The organism is Chloroflexus sp. (genome assembly GCF_034432675.1).
Classification (GTDB): Bacteria; Chloroflexota; Chloroflexia; order Chloroflexales; family Chloroflexaceae; genus Chloroflexus.
This window is the reverse complement of sequence record NZ_DAOUBI010000215.1, coordinates 1-16,346: the sequence shown is the minus strand read 5'-3', so window position 1 is coordinate 16,346 and position 16,346 is coordinate 1. Positions and strand designations below refer to the sequence as shown.

The window sequence follows — 16,346 nt, the reverse complement described above, 5'->3', positions numbered from 1 at the left end:
GCGCAAGCGCAGCCTGCAGCGGCGGGAGCCGATCAGCAACGGAGTGGTCTCCACCATCCATCGGTGCCTGCGTCTTGATGTACCCGATCGTTGCAACAAAACGTTTTTCACCCATAATCATTACCAGCACGTGTTTTGCATTGACCACGGATGCCCATAGCTACAACGGATTCGGACGAATTTGCCGTCCGTGACTGTCTGTGGTTACCCTTCCTTTATTAGGGATACGTGCACATCATCAGCTCTTTATTGCCTCACTCGCCGTACGATCACAATGCACTACGTTCACAAGAGACCGGTATAACAAAACACGCCAGGTGCGGAAGCCATGCTCCCGCACCTCCAAACCGACGCTACATATCCGCTGTCTGTGCTTCCGCACTACGACGTGCTTTCCACCAGCGGCAACTGGCGCGCTTCACCGGCGAGGAGTGTCTGCGCGGCTGCCGCAACAAAGCCGCGGAAGAGTGGGTGCGGTTTGCCGGGCCGGGATTGAAATTCGGGATGGAACTGACTGGCAACGTACCAGGGATGGTCGCGAAGTTCGATGATCTCGACCAACCGCTTATCGGGTGAGATACCACTGATCACTAGACCGGCAGCTTCGAGCACGCTGCGATAGCGATTGTTAAACTCAAACCGATGGCGATGGCGTTCTTCTACCCGGTCGCAGCCATAAGCGGCATGCGCTCGCGTCCCCGGTACCAGATCACATGGGTACAAGCCCAACCGCATGGTGCCACCCTTTTCGGTAATGTCGCGCTGATCGGGTATCAGATCAATCACCGGATGGGCAGTCTGGGGGTTGAATTCGGTGCTGTTGACATCGTGGGTGCCGAGGACATGGCGGGCAAAGGCGATGGTGGCGCATTGCATCCCCAGACAAAGGCCCAGATAGGGGATGCCGTGAGTTCGGGCATAGTCAGCAGCCGCAATCTTGCCTTCGATCCCTCGTTCGCCGAAACCGCCCGGCACCAGTATTCCATACACGCCCGACAGCAAGTGCGCCGGCCCTTCCCGTTCCACTTCCTCGGCGGCAATCCAGCGAATGTCAATATCAATCGACTGTTCGAGACCGGCATGGTGCAGTGCCTCAACGACACTGATGTAGGCATCGTGCAGCTCGACATATTTGCCGACCAGTGCGATTGGCACTCGCCGCTTTTCCTGACGGATGCGGGCAACGAGTGTGCGCCACTCTTCGAGATCGGGCGGGGTAGCCGGTAACCCTAACCGTTCGACCAGATAATCGCCTAATCCCATATCTTCCAGCACCAGTGGTACTTCGTAGATCGAGTCGACCGTCGGCACCGGAATGACAGCCCGCACGTCCACGTCGGCGAAGAAGGCAATCTTCTCGCGAAGCTCATCGTCAATCGGACGGTCGGCCCGACAGAGGATGATGTCGGCGCTAATTCCAACGTTGCGCAGCGCCATCACTGAGTGTTGGGTCGGTTTTGTCTTAAGTTCGCCGGTGCTGATATGTGGCAGTAGCGTTACGTGAATGTAAAGGATATTGTCGCGCCCGACATCCTTACGCATTTGGCGGATGGCTTCCAGAAACGGCAGGCTTTCAATGTCGCCAACCGTACCACCAATTTCGACAATTACTACATCGGCCTGACTGCTCCTGGCCAGTGAACCAATCCGCGACTTGATCTCGTTGGTGATATGCGGAATAACCTGAATCGTTCCGCCAAGGTAATCACCCCGCCGCTCTTTCGCGATAACCGCCGAGTAGATCTGACCGGTGGTGACGTTGCTCAGCCGACTGAGATTGACATCGATGAATCGTTCATAGTGACCTAAATCGAGATCGGTTTCAGCTCCGTCAGCCGTGACAAAGACCTCACCATGCTGATACGGTGACATCGTACCCGGATCGACATTCAGGTACGGATCGAGCTTCATAACCGAAACTGAAAGGCCACGACTCTTCAGCAGGCGGCCAATGGACGCGACGCCAATGCCCTTCCCCACGGATGAAACCACACCACCTGTCACAAAAATGTACTTTGTCATAGAGCGGTACTCCCCGTCTTAAAGATTTGTGGGTCGGTCAACCTTCGGGTTGAACCGACCCACACCGGTACTCGTTTCACTTGTATCCAGGACGATTGCATGCTTCACAATCGTTACTTAGTGATGATACGAACGGTCAAATATGTCCTTGATCAAGACAGCGTTTTTCACCTCAATCACTTAGTATAACACAAATAAAAACCCGTTCGTTAGCCATTCACCGGTCGTAAAATGACAATCCGCGTCTGTTCTTCGTCAGCCGGTAGTGCGTTGGCATTGATGACAAACTTGTCTTCAGCCGTATACTCTTTCAATCCCATTTCACTGATGAACTTCTCCAAAGGCGCCAGGGGAGGATCGAAATTTGTTTGCCCCATCGCATAGTGCATCGGTATCACAAACCGCGGTTCAATCTGGCTGATCACATTACTGGCGAGTGATGGCCCAATCGTCTCACCACCCCCCACCGGCACAAACAAGACATCAACATTGGAGCCGATCTCTTCGAGCTGCCCGGTTGTCAATTCATGACCGAGATCACCCAAGTGGCAAAAGACTAGATCGTCCAGATGGATGATGTAGACCGTATTAAATCCACGTTCGGCACCTTTTACCTGATCGTGGAAGGTACGCACACCGGTAATCAGGACACCACTGATTTCGTATTCACCAGGACCATCAACCACGAACACGCGCTCGCGCAACGGGCGGATAGCGGCAGCATTATCGTGATCGGGATGGTGATGGCTGACGGTCACAACGGTTGCGGTGGGTCGGCCAATATCGAGGCCGATTGAGCGATGGTAGGGATCGCAGACGATAGTGCCATCACGACCGCGTAATCGAAAACAGGAATGACCGAGAAACTGTACTTCTGCCATAAAGATAAATCCTTACCGTCCTGGTATCCTTTTCACTCACAGTATTCTACTCAAACCGCGACCTTTGCTCAAATAACGTCATTGCAACTGCAAGCGAAGTAATCCTGCATGTTGCCCCTATGGTCAGGTTACACGGTACGCTGAAAGGTACGCTTATCAGAACCCCTGCCGGTCAAGGGGTACTCGCTCGCGCCGTGCGTGGAAGAGCATGTCAGGACAATCACGACCTGCTCAATAGTGTTCCTCATCATCGATGTCGTCAGCAGGATGTGCTTCTTGCCAGAGGCGCAAGAGCAGTGGACGCACCAGATCGCTCGCAAAACCCCGGCGCAGCAAATATCCACCCAGCCGACGTTGGAACGTCGGCCAGTCAGTATGCCTGAGGTAGCGCACTAACACAGCACGAGCTGCCTGCTCTGCCCGCAACGCTTCACCAAGTTCGTCTTTCTCGCCGGATAATGCATCCTCGATCAACTCCGGTGCGATCCCTTTCTGGCGTAGTTCTGCACGCAAAGCCCGTTCACCTCGATAGCGCAGTGTGCGCCGGTTTGCGACCCAACGCTCGGCAAAATCGGCATCATTGAGCAGGCCCAATTCCTGTAACCGGGCAACGACCTGTTGACAGATCGCTTCGCGAAAGCCTTTGCGTTGCAAATAGCGAGCGATTTCGCTGACGGATCGTGGACGTCGTTCAAGCTGGCGCAGTGCCTTTTGCATCGCCTGATCAGCCTCTTCGCAGGCAACGAGCTGTTGCCAGCCGTGATCGTCGAGATGCACGCCAACCGCCAGGCGCATACGGGTGAGAGTATTGAGGCTAATCCCAATCGCAAACTCACCGTCGATGAAGATATTCACACGCTGTGCGTCGTTCGTTTGTTGCCGAATTGCAGTAATTGTTCCAGCAGGCATACGATACAGTCAGAATTGGCGCACGAGACGGACACCGCCACTACGACGCAGAGGTTCGCCGGTTAGATGCTTCCCCTTGTGCGCCCGACACCGTCCATGTCGTGTCATTTGGCTAAAATACGTCAATCCCGTTTCACATGTTCTGCACAACGTCGGTTTCTACAAAAGAATGAACCTGTTACCGAACAAGTGTACTATATTTCAGGTGCAAATGCAAGCAGCGTATGGGTTGTTTAAGGACGTGCATAGATGCCAGGGGAGTCTCGTGTTAACCCGCCGGGCCAGGCGGGCTGAAGCCCTGCCTGACAGCGTGGGAGCCCCGTTGGGGCTGGATGCATTCCCCTTTCCGCCGGCAAGCCAGGCCTGCCGGCCTGCCACGACGTGAAGCGAGGTTTTTAATCTACTGGCCTCTTGAGACGCAACAGGTCTAGCCGGTTGCCTGGCGACGCTTTAATTCGTAACGAATGAGACCGGCTACGCTCATCTGTGTCCAACTGCGCGCCACTACGCCAGCCGGGCCGTCTGGAGGGTAAGGGACCCAACGGGCTGCCAGCGCTGCAACATCGGGATCGCCATCGGCAAGTGCCCGCTCAACCAGATCAACCAGTTCATCCAGCCGATGAGCTGCTCGGTGAAGCTGATAGGCAACGTCATCGTGTGGCCCGTAGTGTGTGAGATAGATCCGTGGCAGGTTGAGGGTTCGCAACACGGCAATTGTCGAGCGATGGGCTTCGAGATTGTAGGCAGGCACTGGCGTAACCGGAAACGCCAATCCCCAGCGATCCATTGCCAGACCAGCCGCATCACCAATGAACAGACCACCACTCTTGTGGTCAAGGTACGAGAGATGATCAGGTGAATGACCCGGCGTCGCAATAGCTGTAAGGGTAATGTCTCGCCCCAGATCAAGGTACAGGTGTTCGGCAGGCCGAATCCTTTCGGCAGCAATGGGCAACATCTCGCCGTGCAATGGCCACGCCTCTTCGCCAACAGCGCGGCGGACGCTGGCCATGAGTTTGGCGGGATTCGCCAGGTGTTCAGCCATACTGCTGTGGATGTAGACAACAGCGTTCGGTAATGCCTCGACCAGGTGTCCCGCACCACCGGCGTGATCCATATGAATGTGTGTGCAAAGGATGTGGCGGACAGCTTCCCGCTCGATACCGAGTGCTTCCAGACCAGCCAGCGTTTGCGGCACAGTAAGCGCCGTTCCGGTCTCGATCAGTGCAATCTCTTCTCCCCGCACCACATACGTCACGCCAACTCCGGGCAGGCCGAGCAGTCCGTGGTCAATAGCCCAGATGTGATGATCTACCGCAAAAACTTCCATCCCTCACCTTCGCTCGTTGCACGATAAAACGAACACCCCTCGCCCCCAGCAGGCGATTAGGAAACAGGACTACATGCAGAAAGCCAGATCGATATTGACCGACCCTGACTAATTCCGCCGCCGTCGGCGCCGCTTACCGGCACTGTTGCCGGCGGGTGGCGTCGCTTTTTCTGCTGCATCCCTAGCCGGTGTTGCTTTGGAAGCGATTGCCGGTTGCTGTGACGCGGACGTTTTGGCTGGTTTGGCAGCCGCTTCTGCTTTAGCTTTCATCGGCTGATCACTACGGCGGTTTAGCCGTGATTTGGGTGTTGGCTTCTGTTCTGTATCCCGCTTTGATTCTACCGGTGGCGGTAACACCGATGTAGGAGGTGGAGATGGCAGCACATCTTCATCTTCCAGCAGGCTGAGATCATCACTCCAGTCAAACGCATCAATCTCATCGCGCAGCATGCGGCGCTCGCCACGATCAGGTTTAGCGGGTGAGACCGGTGTAATTCCCTCGGCAGCCCGTGCGCGTGCCAGCGCTGCGACCTGCTCAGTTGCCAGCGTAATCTGGCTCAAATGGTAGGTCTCGATCATGCCACTGCTGGCCAGTTGTACCACAATCTGTTGCTTCAAGACGTTCTGACCAATCACCTCACCCGGCCCATCAGGGGTCATGACCCAACTCCCACGTTTGGGTAATTGCGCCCGCATCTCAAGATACTGTTCATGCTCGTAAGACAGACAACACAGCAGACGGCCACAAACGCCACTAATCTTACTGGGATTGAGTGGCAGGTCTTGATCCTTGGCCATCTTGATGGTCACGCGGGCATAATCAGGCAGAAACGAGGTGCAGCACAGGATACGACCGCACGGCCCGATGCCGCCGAGCATTTTTGCCTCATCGCGCGGCCCGATCTGTCGTAACTCAATGCGCGTCTTGAAGGTACGGGCCAGATCACGCACAAGCTGACGAAAATCGACGCGCTGGTCAGCAGTGAAGTAGAACGTCAAACGCGAGCCGTCGAATGAATATTCGGCTTTCACCAGCTTCATCGGTAAGCCATGCTCTTGCACCTTTTCGGCACAGCGAGCCAGCGCTTCGGCGTGATACTGCTGCAATTCAGCCATACGCATCAAATCGCTCGCCTCGGCACGCCGCACAACCGGCTTTAGCTCACCGACAATCTCATCATCACCAACTTCGCGCCGTTCAAAGGCAACTTTGGCCAGTTCAAAGCCACGTACCGTTTCAACAATGACCTGATCGCCAACGCGCAGCTCAAGGTCTCGTGGATCGAAATAGTAAATCTTGCCACTATCTTTGAAGCGAATGCCAACTACGACAGGCATAGGTTGTCTTTCTTACACGATATGCAATCCCTCAAGGGGATGATATTCCTTATGAACTGGTGTACGCTATTGTTTGCAATCCACCCGGCTTAGGTCGTGGCCCGAGCACCTTAAACGCGCGGACACGCTGTTGTTTGCCCTTCAACTGCAATTCTCCCATCTCTTGCAGTTCGAACTCGCTACTCACCAGACGGGCCGTGTCTTCGCCGATAAAGACCGTCCCCGGTTCGGCTGCCGACTCTAACCGCGATGCGGTATTTACCGTATCGCCGATGGCGGTATATTCCAGGCGGTGGCGAGTACCGAAAAAGCCGGTGAAGGCAGGGCCAGTGTTTACACCGATCCGAATGGTAAAGACTTTGTCGGAATCGAGCCGACTTACCAGCCGTTGTTGAGCTTGCTGCATCTCAACAGCGGCTGCCACTGCCCGCACGGCGTGCTGTTCATCGAGTGGGTCTTCCGGTAAGCGTGGTGCTCCGAACACGGCCATAATCCCATCACCAATGTATTTATCAACGGTGCCATTGTACCGGAAAATGACCTCGGTCATTTCATGCAGGTATTCATTGAGCAAGTCCTGTACCTCACGTGGTGAAAGCCGTTCGGAGAGCGAGGTGAAGCCCTTCACATCGGCAAACAACACGGTGACGATTTGTTCCTGCGCCTCCCAGAGTTTACCGTGCTGAGCCACATAACGCGCCAGCGCCTGAGCAACATTTGGTGACAGGAATCGCTCAAGATTTTGTCGAACCTGACCCTGGATGCGTAGCTCTTCTGTAAGGCGTGCCCGTTCAATCGCCACCGCAGCCAGATTGGCAATTGCCACCACAATATCCCGGTCGCGCACCGAAAATTGTTCTCGGCCCGGTGAGTCAAGCAGGATAACGCCAATCGCGCCGCCTTGCGTCATCAGCGGTGCGCAGATAGCCGAACGAATATTTGCGGCAATGATGCTCTTTGAACCGGCAAACTCGATACGGGCATCGTGAGTCAAGACAGCTTCGCCACGCTCGATGGCTTTACGAACGATGCTCCCGGCGATGGCTACATCACCCAAGCCGGGGGGATAGATGACGCGCGGAACCAGTTCATCACCTTTACGCAAGAGCAGAAAACCGCGTTGGGCAGGAACCAGACGGATAATCTCTTCCATCACCAGATCGAGCAGTTCGCGGTAGTCGAGCGCCTGGTTGACCCGCATACTGATCTGGTAGAACGCTTGCAGATCGGAGGGCAGTAACTGCAACTCATGGGCTTCGACAACCTGCGATTCTGAGGCAACCGGAAAATAACGATTGTCATCCAGGACAACACTTTGCGCTGCCCGATCTTCGTAGACCAGCTCGAACGGGCCGACACCAATCACATCGCCATCGTTGAGCTGTTCTTCTTTGACCCGTAGTCGGTTAACAGTTACACCGTTGCGGCTATTGAGATCGATGATCCATGCGCGCCGGCCCCGTAATTCAATTCGTGCATGCTTGCGCGAGACAATCGCGTGGTTGAGCACAATCTCGTTGTCAAGCTGGCGTCCAATCGTCAGACCACGCTCGGTAATCGGGAAGGTATGCTGTTCGCCATGAATGGTGACCGTAATCCGTGCCATGCTTCTACTCTCCTGTACCAATTACTTGCCAACTGTTGGCGGTCACCGTTCGTTCCTCGTTGCTCTCTGGCCTGCGCGCATTCTCCTCTTGCTACGAAGCCGGCTACCTGCTGTACGAGCGCACGTTCAAAAGCCTGAAAACAGCAACGAAAGCGACAGGATATACGCTGAGTAAAAATGGTTTACGGTTTGAGCTGAAACCGTCCCCAAGCCGAGAGGGCACTGCTGACAAAAGAGCGTTACATTATCGCCGATCTTTTGCTGCCTGATTGCGCATAGTTTTGTAGAGAAAGCGGCAATTGGTGAAGCACGGGTTTTCGCAAAGGTGCAGTACACCCCCTATTGCGCAGAGGTCTCAACATCACCCCAAATCATCTCAGCAATGTGCGCCGGAACAGTAATCGATAAACCCGGTCGCTGAAGGGTGACCCCGATTGCCGCCGTATTATCGGCAACGGTAAAGATAGCTCCCGGTACCAGCCCATTCGCCTCAAGGAAGGAGACAATCGGCGTTTCTTCTTCGGCCTCTTCTGCAATCCGCCGTATTCTGAACTGTTGCCCGGGTTGGACTGCATCCATGCGGGTATTCCCGGTATACACTTCATTTTGTCCTGGAATAGGGTTACCATGCGGACAGGTTGTTGCATGGCCGACCAGCGCCATAATCCGCTCTTCCATCACCGACGAGAGGGCATGTTCCAAACGAACGGCTTCCTCGTGAATCAGATGCCATGGCAACCCCATGACATCAACGAGGAAACGTTCCAGGATTCGGTGACGACGCACCATTGCTTCGGCCAACTGAAAACCCGTTGCGGTGAGTGTAATCTCGCCATGGGCGTTGCGTTCGATCAAACCCTTTTCAAGCAAACGAGAAACAATATGGGTTACGGTAGGTGGCTGTACCTTCATCCAACGCGCCAGACGGGCTGCAATAACCGGTTCGTTACGGGATGCCAGATAATAGATCACCTCAAGATATTCGCGCTCTTTGGCCGTCGGTTCACTACCGCTACTGGTGTGACGGCGGCGTAAGGTTGTGGTAGAATGCAAAGTGTTCACTCCTGCCTCCTTTTCGTCAGCAGTGTTGCTGGTGGATTGCAATAAAACCTATGCTAATCCTCATTATAGCAGACGGCAAGAGTGTGCGACAGAGGGTATACTGGTGAATGTTCGGCCGAACATACAGGTGAAGCTAAGGAGTACCAACGATGAGTTCAGGAAAGACACTGGTTGAGTTGATCCGCGAGAAGACAGGGATCAGTGCTGAACAGGCTCAACAAGCGGTTGATGTGGTGGTTGGTTTTCTCAAGGAGAAGTTGCCAGAACCGATTGCAGCGCAAGTTGATCAGCTGTTGAAGGGAGACGTCAGCGCTCTCACCGATCAGATCGATGCAGCCAAAACGATGTTGGGAAATCTGTTTGGGGGAAAGAAAGACGAATAACGCTCCAATCGTCTATTGTCGCCGGCAATACTAACTGCATATCGATCATGCCTTTGCCCATGTTACGATAAAGAACGTTGTTCGCTACCCAGCTCAGCCCCTTTGTAACCTCGTCTGAGCTATCCTTGAGGTGTACTCATGAGTGTCGGCGGTGTATTGTTACTTGTGCTGGCCGTCATCTTATTTTTTGTTGCGCGGGCCAATGACGGCAAGTTGCAAGCCCTGAATGCGGTTGAGACCTACGATACGGCCACCCTGTCGGCAATTCACCGCCGGATCACGACAGCGCTGGGGGCAAATGATTTTGCCCAACCCTGCGAAGTGATGGGAGTGATCGAATGTGCCGCGCCGCTCACTGGTCGCGTTTCAGAACAGATGTTGGTTGCATATTCGTGCACGACTCATCGGGAATATGAGGAACGGATCACAACCCAGGAGAATGGACGGAGCACAACCCGTATCGAACGCCGGAGTGAGCAGATCGAACAGAACGAGCGGCGCGTGCCGTTTACCATTCGTGACGACACCGGTCAGGTGCTGGTTGTACCCGATGGCGCTAAGATTGATCTGATTGAAACCGCGAACCGCTTTCTTGAAACACCCCAACCGTGGACAGGTGCAACCCGCACGCTCGGTCAACGTCAGTGTGAGCGTGGGTTGGAAGTAGGGGCACGTGTCTTCGTGTCGGGTACCGCCATTGATCAGAACGGTCAGGTAGTGATTGCCAGTCATCCAAACAATAGGAAGCACCCCTTTATCATCAGCCGCAAAAGTGAACAAGAACTGGCAAACTCTGCCGCGGCCTGGGCCCGAAATATGCGCTACGCTGCCATTGTCAGCGGAGTGATTGGATTGGCGCTTGTGGTCGGCGGTGTCTTGATGGGTGGGTAAGTGTGGGGTAGGGATCGTATTGTACCGAGAGGGCAGAACATTTGCTTCCACCCTCCCAGAAGTCGCACACGTGCAGTTCTGCCTATGCCACCATCCAGCTGCTAACCATCCAAATGAACCGTCGCCCGGGCAGTACCGGCGCGCTGGGAACGGGCAACTACCGTGACGCTGCTGCCCACCGGTGCGCGTACCGTCCAGATCAGGCGCCGCAGATGATCGGTTGGGAAACTCCCTCCCCACAACGCGCGCTTGTTCGCCCGCCCTTCCAGTTGACCGATCTCCTGGCGACGTTCACCGCTCACGATCTCACCGCCTTCAGGAAGCAACACTTCGACCTCAATTGGCTGCACTGCCTTAACTTCTAAAGCCTTGCGGCTGCCATACGTCGGCAGATAGCCGCTGTTGACCACAACTGCCTGCAAGCGGTAGAGATCGCCGCCTAGCGCTTCGGCCTGCACGTGGCGCAATTCGAGCCGTGGACCGGTCTGAGCGAAGGCCAGGACAAAGCGTGTATTGGGTTCCAGCGTTCGTAGCAGAAATTGTTCGGGCGGATTGCCAAACGTGCGGCGCTCGATCCATCCCCCAATTTCGACCGGGCCAAGCTGCGGATGATTGAACGGTCGCCAGTTGACAAAACCGGCGCCGCCAAGCTGTTCATCATTCCAGCGCAAGAGCTTGAGATCGTCCTCTTCGGGATGATCGCGGAACCATTCGATGAAATCACGATCCTTGATGCCGGCCTCGCCGATCATATCCCACAACTCAACGGTAAAGGCGAAGATGCCGAGCTGTTCGTAGGCCCAATCATCGAAAGCGCCGCGCATGACTTCACGCGGGTGATAGCGAAAGCCGTGGTAGACCGAGACGTGTTTGTAGCCGGTGATCTCCTGGCCGCGATTCCCCAGCTCTTTGTACGTCCAGAGATCATCAATCGGCATCTGATCGTCGGGTTTATCGGAATAGGGACGGAGAATAGCACCGGAATAGGTGTGGTACGAGATAGCACCACTGACATTTAGATGTGAGGTAAGAAACTCAACCGCCGCCCGAATCTCCGGCTCAGAGGTTGGATACGGGCCGGCACCACGCTGTACCCCTTCTGGTGCCCAGATGTAGGGAAAATTGCGATTAAAATCCAGTCCCTGGGCCGGTGGTGCAATCTTGACCTCGTAGCCGTCAAAATTGCGAATCAATCCCTCGGTATAGACCCGGTAGTACGTGCCACCGCGCTCGTCGGGAGCCCGCCGCCGCATCAGGCGCGGATCACGTTCGCTCACCTTCCAGCCACCATCGGGATCGACCACGCGCATCTGCAAGATCAGACCGTCGCCATCAATATCAGCCGGGTAGAGACCGTCTCGGTCGTCGGTGAATGGGTAACGCCGGGTACCTGAACGCACATAAACCGGTGAGGTAAGTGCCTGTTCCATACCGTCGGGATTGAGACACGGCACGATATAGAGCGCACGCTCATCAAGCAAAGCGGTCAGATTGGGATCGTGACCGTAGCCAGTCAGTACGGTCTGAATGACGTGCAGCGCCCCCATACAACCGGTCACTTCGGTGGCGTGGATGTTGGCATCAAGCCAGAAAGCCGGTTTTTCGTCATCGGCTCCGGTAGCTTGATTAGTCAATGTCAACAACCAGATCGAACGTCCCTCATAGCTGGTACCAATGCTACGCAGCGAACACAGGTGAGGATACTCTTCGGCCCAGGCTTTCAATGCGGCTTCAACTTCGTGTGGACGGTAATAGCGCGTGAAATCAATTGCGGGCATAAGACAATCCTTGCTTTATCAAACATTCTTCACCATAATAATACCACAAATGGCTCGTCATACATGACAGAAAGCATATGGTATACTGCTAGCAATCAGCATGGAGGCAACGGAGTCGCCAATGCGTGTGCGGTACAGTGCGCGAACGGATGTTGGGCAGCGACGGGAAGTAAATCAAGACGCATACGGCAGTGCCGAGATTGATCAGGGCACACTGCTCGTAGTCTGCGACGGGATGGGGGGGCACCTGGCCGGCGAGGTTGCCAGCAGGCTGGCTGTGGAAACGATCATTACTTCATTTCGGGCTGACAATGACCCCGCAGAAGGTCTGCGCCAGGCTCTCATCAGCGCCAACCAGCGCGTGTATCAAGAGGGCCGTGGCACGATGGGCACCACGGCGGTAGCCGCCTTTTTCTGGCATAACACGCTCTACGTTGCCAATGTCGGTGATAGCCGGGCCTATCTGGTGCGCGAAGGGCTTATCCGCCAACTGACCAACGATCACTCATTGATTGGCGATCAGGTTGCCGCCGGTTTACTCACACCTGAACAGGCACGCACATCAACCATCCGCAACATTATTACCCGCGCCATCGGTCATCAGTCCCACGTCGAGGTTGATATTTTCCGCGAGCCACTGTTGCCGGGTGATACGGTTGTTCTTTCCACCGATGGGATGCACGGTTTACTAACCGACGAAGAGATTGCGGCCATTGCCAGCATGCATCCGCTCGATGTCGCGAGTCGCCGTCTGGTCGATGAGGCGAATGCACGTGGTGGGCCGGATAACATTACCGTCGTCATTGCTCAGGTTGATGGCCTTGAACCAATCGGGTATGACACGCCGGCAGAGACGGTGACATCGCCATCGGCAACGGTTTCGCCGCCGATGGCCCGTCCGCTGTCGCAAACCGGTCTGATCACGAGCATCCTGATCCTCGTGTTGCTGGTCGGGCTGGCAGCGTCGCTACTGGTCACCAATGAACCTTCGCTCCCACCTCTGCTCAGTTCGCCAACGCTTGCCGCTACCGCTACCCTGCCACCGACGACAACAACACCCCTGCCACGGCCCACCGAGACACCCTGATGAATGGGAAGCGGACAGATCGTAGCCTTCGCATGCCATCCAACGCAATATGCACATACAGCGTATGGCAGGGAATCATCTCGCAGAGTGCTATAGACCTGGAATTGTTTTATTCAGGTGATTGCCCTGAAGGAACAGAGATGGTACAATAGCGTTGAACATTTGTTTGTATTATTAACCTGGCATTCAGCAACGACTCTTCATCAGACACCAGTAGAACTTTGGGAATACAGCTCAATGGTGTAATATGCCCATTCGTCTCCTCGATGAAACCATTGCCGCGCAAATTGCTGCCGGCGAAGTAGTTGAACGACCGGCGTCAGTCGTCAAAGAGTTGCTCGAAAATGCCATCGACGCCGGTGCGCAACGGATCGTGATCGAGGTACGGGGTGGCGGATTGCGCGAGATTCGCGTGCAAGACGATGGCTGTGGTATTCCGGCTGACGAAATTGAACTGGCCTTTGCCCGCCACGCAACCAGCAAATTGCAATCTGCTGACGATTTGTGGGCTATTCGGACACTGGGGTTCCGCGGCGAAGCCCTGCCCAGCATCGCCAGCGTTGCTCAGGTCATCTGTATCTCGCGGGTTGCCGATACTGAACTCGGTGTTGAGTTGCGGATTGCCGGTGGTGAAGTTCAATCCCGATTGCCGTGCGGTTGTCCGGTTGGTACGACGATCACGGTGCGTAACCTCTTTTACAATACGCCAGTCCGGCGGGAATACCTCCGTTCTGAAGCGACGGAAATCGGAGCCATCAGCGCAATTGTCCAACAATACGCACTGGCTTACCCGGAAGTGAGCTTTAGTTTGTTGATCGATGGCCGTATGGCCTTACAGACCAGTGGTGATGGCGATCTACGGGCGGTGGTCGTCGAGCTGTACGGCCTCGAAGTTGGGCGAGCACTATTGCCGGTACAGGCAGAAGCCGGCGTAGACGAAACATGGGTCGCGGTCAATGGTCTGATTTCGCCACCTGAATTAACGCGCAGTTCGCGGAATTATCTTTCGCTCTTTGCCAACCGCCGGGCGTTGCAACCGCGGGGAGCACTGGCTGCGGTGGTCGAGAATGCGTACCATACGATGCTGATGAAGGGACGGTTTCCGATTGCCATCCTCGACGTGCGCGTCCATCCAGCCGCCATCGATGTCAATGTCCATCCTACCAAGAGTGAAGTGAAGTTTCGCTACGCTGCTCACGTTCACAGTGTTCTAGGCCGTGCCATTCGTGACGCTTTGCTGCGCGGCGCCGATATTCCAACCTGGGATGCCCCTGATCCGGCAACGGCCCAGCGACGCTTTGAGTTACGTCGGCTGGGTCAGACCGCAGCCACACCCTCCTCTGGCTGGAGTGTTGGAGCCTCGACGTGGGATCGTGAACGCTCGCGCTGGGATGTCGGTTCGCCGGCAACTGCCCTGAACACGCCCCTTCCCATTGTGCCCGAAACGCCGCTGCCACCGCCATCGGCAACGGTTGTGCCCGAACCTGTCCGGCAAACCCCAGGCGAGCCGATAACTCCAGCAGTTCCGGCAGCGGCACCCTCGGCACTACCCCCGTTACGGGTGGTTGGGCAGGTCGGCCTGACCTACATCGTGGCCGAAGCTCCCGAAGGGATGTATCTGATCGACCAGCACGCAGCCCACGAACGCATCACCTACGAGAAATTGATGAATCAGTATGCCCAACACACGGTTGAGTCTCAGCAGTTGTTGATTCCACAGGCGGTTGAGGTTAGCCCGGAAGCAAGTGCGATCTTGCTGGGCAATGCAGAGCGGCTGGCAGAATGGGGCTTTGTCCTCGAACCGTGGGGCACCGGCGTTCTGGTTCGCGCCATCCCGGCCACCTTACCGACCGATGAACTGACGCAAGCTATCCACGAGATAGCCGAAAAACTGGCCGGACGTGGCGGCAGTGATCCGCTGGAATGGCGTGAAGCGATGTTGATTACGCTGGCCTGTCACACCTCAGTACGCGCCGGACAGCCACTTTCCCACGAAGAGATGCGGCAATTGTTGCGACAACTTGAACAGTGTGTCAGTCCGCGTACCTGCCCCCACGGTCGTCCGACGATGATCTTGATGACACCGGCTCAGCTCGAACGCCAGTTTGGGCGACGGGTATAGCCCGGCCTGAAGACACAACGTCGCAACGGAGCAGTCTCTGCCGGCAGGCAGTGAGCTGCATTTGGGGCTGTATAATGGTCGGCGCCGTGCCAGGGACGTTAATCTGATGGCTGGGTTGCCTTACGTCGGGTTTAATCAAATCATGGCATGCTATCTGCACCCTTGAGCGCTCCATCGTAGAGCCTAAGCACTGGACTCCCCTGAGCGCACGAGCCGCGACGTACTATACCTCTTCGCGTGGCGGCTTGTGTGCACAAACACTGTTCTTCCCTGGGAGTGCGAGTCTCCGGCTTACTCACGACCTGAACCAGATTGCAACAGCGGAAGCCATCCATCAAGTGGTTCCCGCCTCTGCAGGCCGGGTATACCAAATCTTGCTCAACAATGTGCATCGTTCAGGTGTGATCATCGTGCTGAAGCGTTACCAGGTGCACCAACTGCGAGTCGCCGGTGGGTTGTTGTTGGCCGTAAGGGGCACGGCTGCCGTGCCCCTACGACCCGCGTTGCATCATTCAGGTGTGGTATCAGGTTCATAGCCGGCTCGTGGGTCATGACTTCTCTGATAGACAGAACATGCGAACGCATGCAGAAATAAAGCCTGGAGATGAACTGAACGCCCTTGTCCCAGCCCCTCTCCTGCGTAGCAAAAGAAGGGAGAGTAGACATTGTGTTCGATCATATCTTCTGTCCGTCCCCGATGGCGAGTTAGAGTGGGAGCGTGACGCGGCACCCTGTTCGACACACCATCACTGTCACTTGCTCACCACCCAGTACCCTGGCGTTACCCCTGCGCCTGACAGCCTGTGAATCAGTTCGCACGCCGATGACGATAATTTATTGGTAACCCAAGTTGCCACCTACACTGTGAGCAGGCCACGAAAGACTACCTGCGATGATGAACAGCACGACGCTGCGCACAACATTGTGCAGCGTACCT

12 protein-coding genes are annotated in these 16,346 nt (G+C 55.5%); 4 read left to right on the top strand and 8 right to left on the bottom strand.

Translation table 11 applies throughout. The features are described 5' to 3' along the window. Positions 1-381: 381 nt before the first annotated feature. The 7 genes from VAE55_RS16055 to VAE55_RS16025 all read right to left on the bottom strand — a co-directional run bounded on the left by VAE55_RS16055 (position 382) and on the right by VAE55_RS16025 (position 9,148). Positions 382-2,022, bottom strand: coding sequence for a CTP synthase (locus VAE55_RS16055; RefSeq protein ID WP_322816741.1), 1,641 nt, complete (start codon positions 2,020-2,022; stop codon positions 382-384). Positions 2,023-2,231: 209 nt separating this feature from the next. Then, a complete protein-coding gene (locus VAE55_RS16050) occupies positions 2,232-2,903 on the bottom strand; it encodes an MBL fold metallo-hydrolase (protein WP_322816740.1) in 672 nt (223 codons plus the stop codon). A gap of 231 nt (positions 2,904-3,134) precedes the next feature. Next, complete coding sequence (locus VAE55_RS16045; protein ID WP_322816739.1) at positions 3,135-3,812, bottom strand: regulatory protein RecX; 678 nt, start codon at positions 3,810-3,812, stop codon at positions 3,135-3,137. Positions 3,813-4,239: 427 nt separating this feature from the next. Next, on the bottom strand, positions 4,240-5,142 hold the full coding sequence (locus tag VAE55_RS16040) for an MBL fold metallo-hydrolase (RefSeq protein ID WP_322816738.1): 903 nt from the start codon (positions 5,140-5,142) through the stop codon (positions 4,240-4,242). A 108-nt stretch (positions 5,143-5,250) separates the two neighbouring features. Continuing rightward, entirely contained in the window at positions 5,251-6,480 is a 1,230-nt protein-coding gene (locus tag VAE55_RS16035; RefSeq protein WP_322816737.1) for a stage 0 sporulation family protein, read from the bottom strand. 49 nt (positions 6,481-6,529) lie between these two features. Beyond that, positions 6,530-8,086: an adenylate/guanylate cyclase domain-containing protein gene (locus VAE55_RS16030; RefSeq protein WP_322816736.1), complete on the bottom strand. Its 1,557-nt coding sequence runs from the start codon at positions 8,084-8,086 to the stop codon at positions 6,530-6,532. A 339-nt stretch (positions 8,087-8,425) separates the two neighbouring features. After that, a complete protein-coding gene (locus VAE55_RS16025; protein ID WP_322816735.1) occupies positions 8,426-9,148 on the bottom strand; it encodes a metal-dependent transcriptional regulator in 723 nt (240 codons plus the stop codon). Positions 9,149-9,297: 149 nt separating this feature from the next. Between VAE55_RS16025 and VAE55_RS16020 the strand changes: the two genes are divergently transcribed. Together VAE55_RS16020 and VAE55_RS16015 are read left to right on the top strand one after the other, a co-directional pair. Further along, positions 9,298-9,531, top strand: coding sequence for a DUF2267 domain-containing protein (locus VAE55_RS16020; protein WP_322816734.1), 234 nt, complete (start codon positions 9,298-9,300; stop codon positions 9,529-9,531). Between the two features lie 138 nt (positions 9,532-9,669). Beyond that, a complete protein-coding gene (locus VAE55_RS16015; protein WP_322816733.1) occupies positions 9,670-10,422 on the top strand; it encodes an E3 ubiquitin ligase family protein in 753 nt (250 codons plus the stop codon). A 101-nt stretch (positions 10,423-10,523) separates the two neighbouring features. Here VAE55_RS16015 and VAE55_RS16010 read toward each other — a convergent pair whose 3' ends face one another. Continuing rightward, on the bottom strand, positions 10,524-12,200 hold the full coding sequence (locus VAE55_RS16010) for a M14 family metallopeptidase (RefSeq protein ID WP_322816732.1): 1,677 nt from the start codon (positions 12,198-12,200) through the stop codon (positions 10,524-10,526). Between the two features lie 121 nt (positions 12,201-12,321). On the opposite strand from VAE55_RS16010, the gene VAE55_RS16005 reads away from it, so the two are divergent. Then, on the top strand, positions 12,322-13,287 hold the full coding sequence (locus VAE55_RS16005) for a PP2C family serine/threonine-protein phosphatase (RefSeq protein WP_322816731.1): 966 nt from the start codon (positions 12,322-12,324) through the stop codon (positions 13,285-13,287). A 247-nt stretch (positions 13,288-13,534) separates the two neighbouring features. Continuing rightward, positions 13,535-15,409 carry a DNA mismatch repair endonuclease MutL gene (mutL, locus tag VAE55_RS16000; protein WP_322816730.1) on the top strand — a complete coding sequence of 625 codons (1,875 nt, stop codon included), beginning with the start codon at positions 13,535-13,537 and terminating at the stop codon, positions 15,407-15,409. Positions 15,410-16,346: the final 937 nt, after the last annotated feature.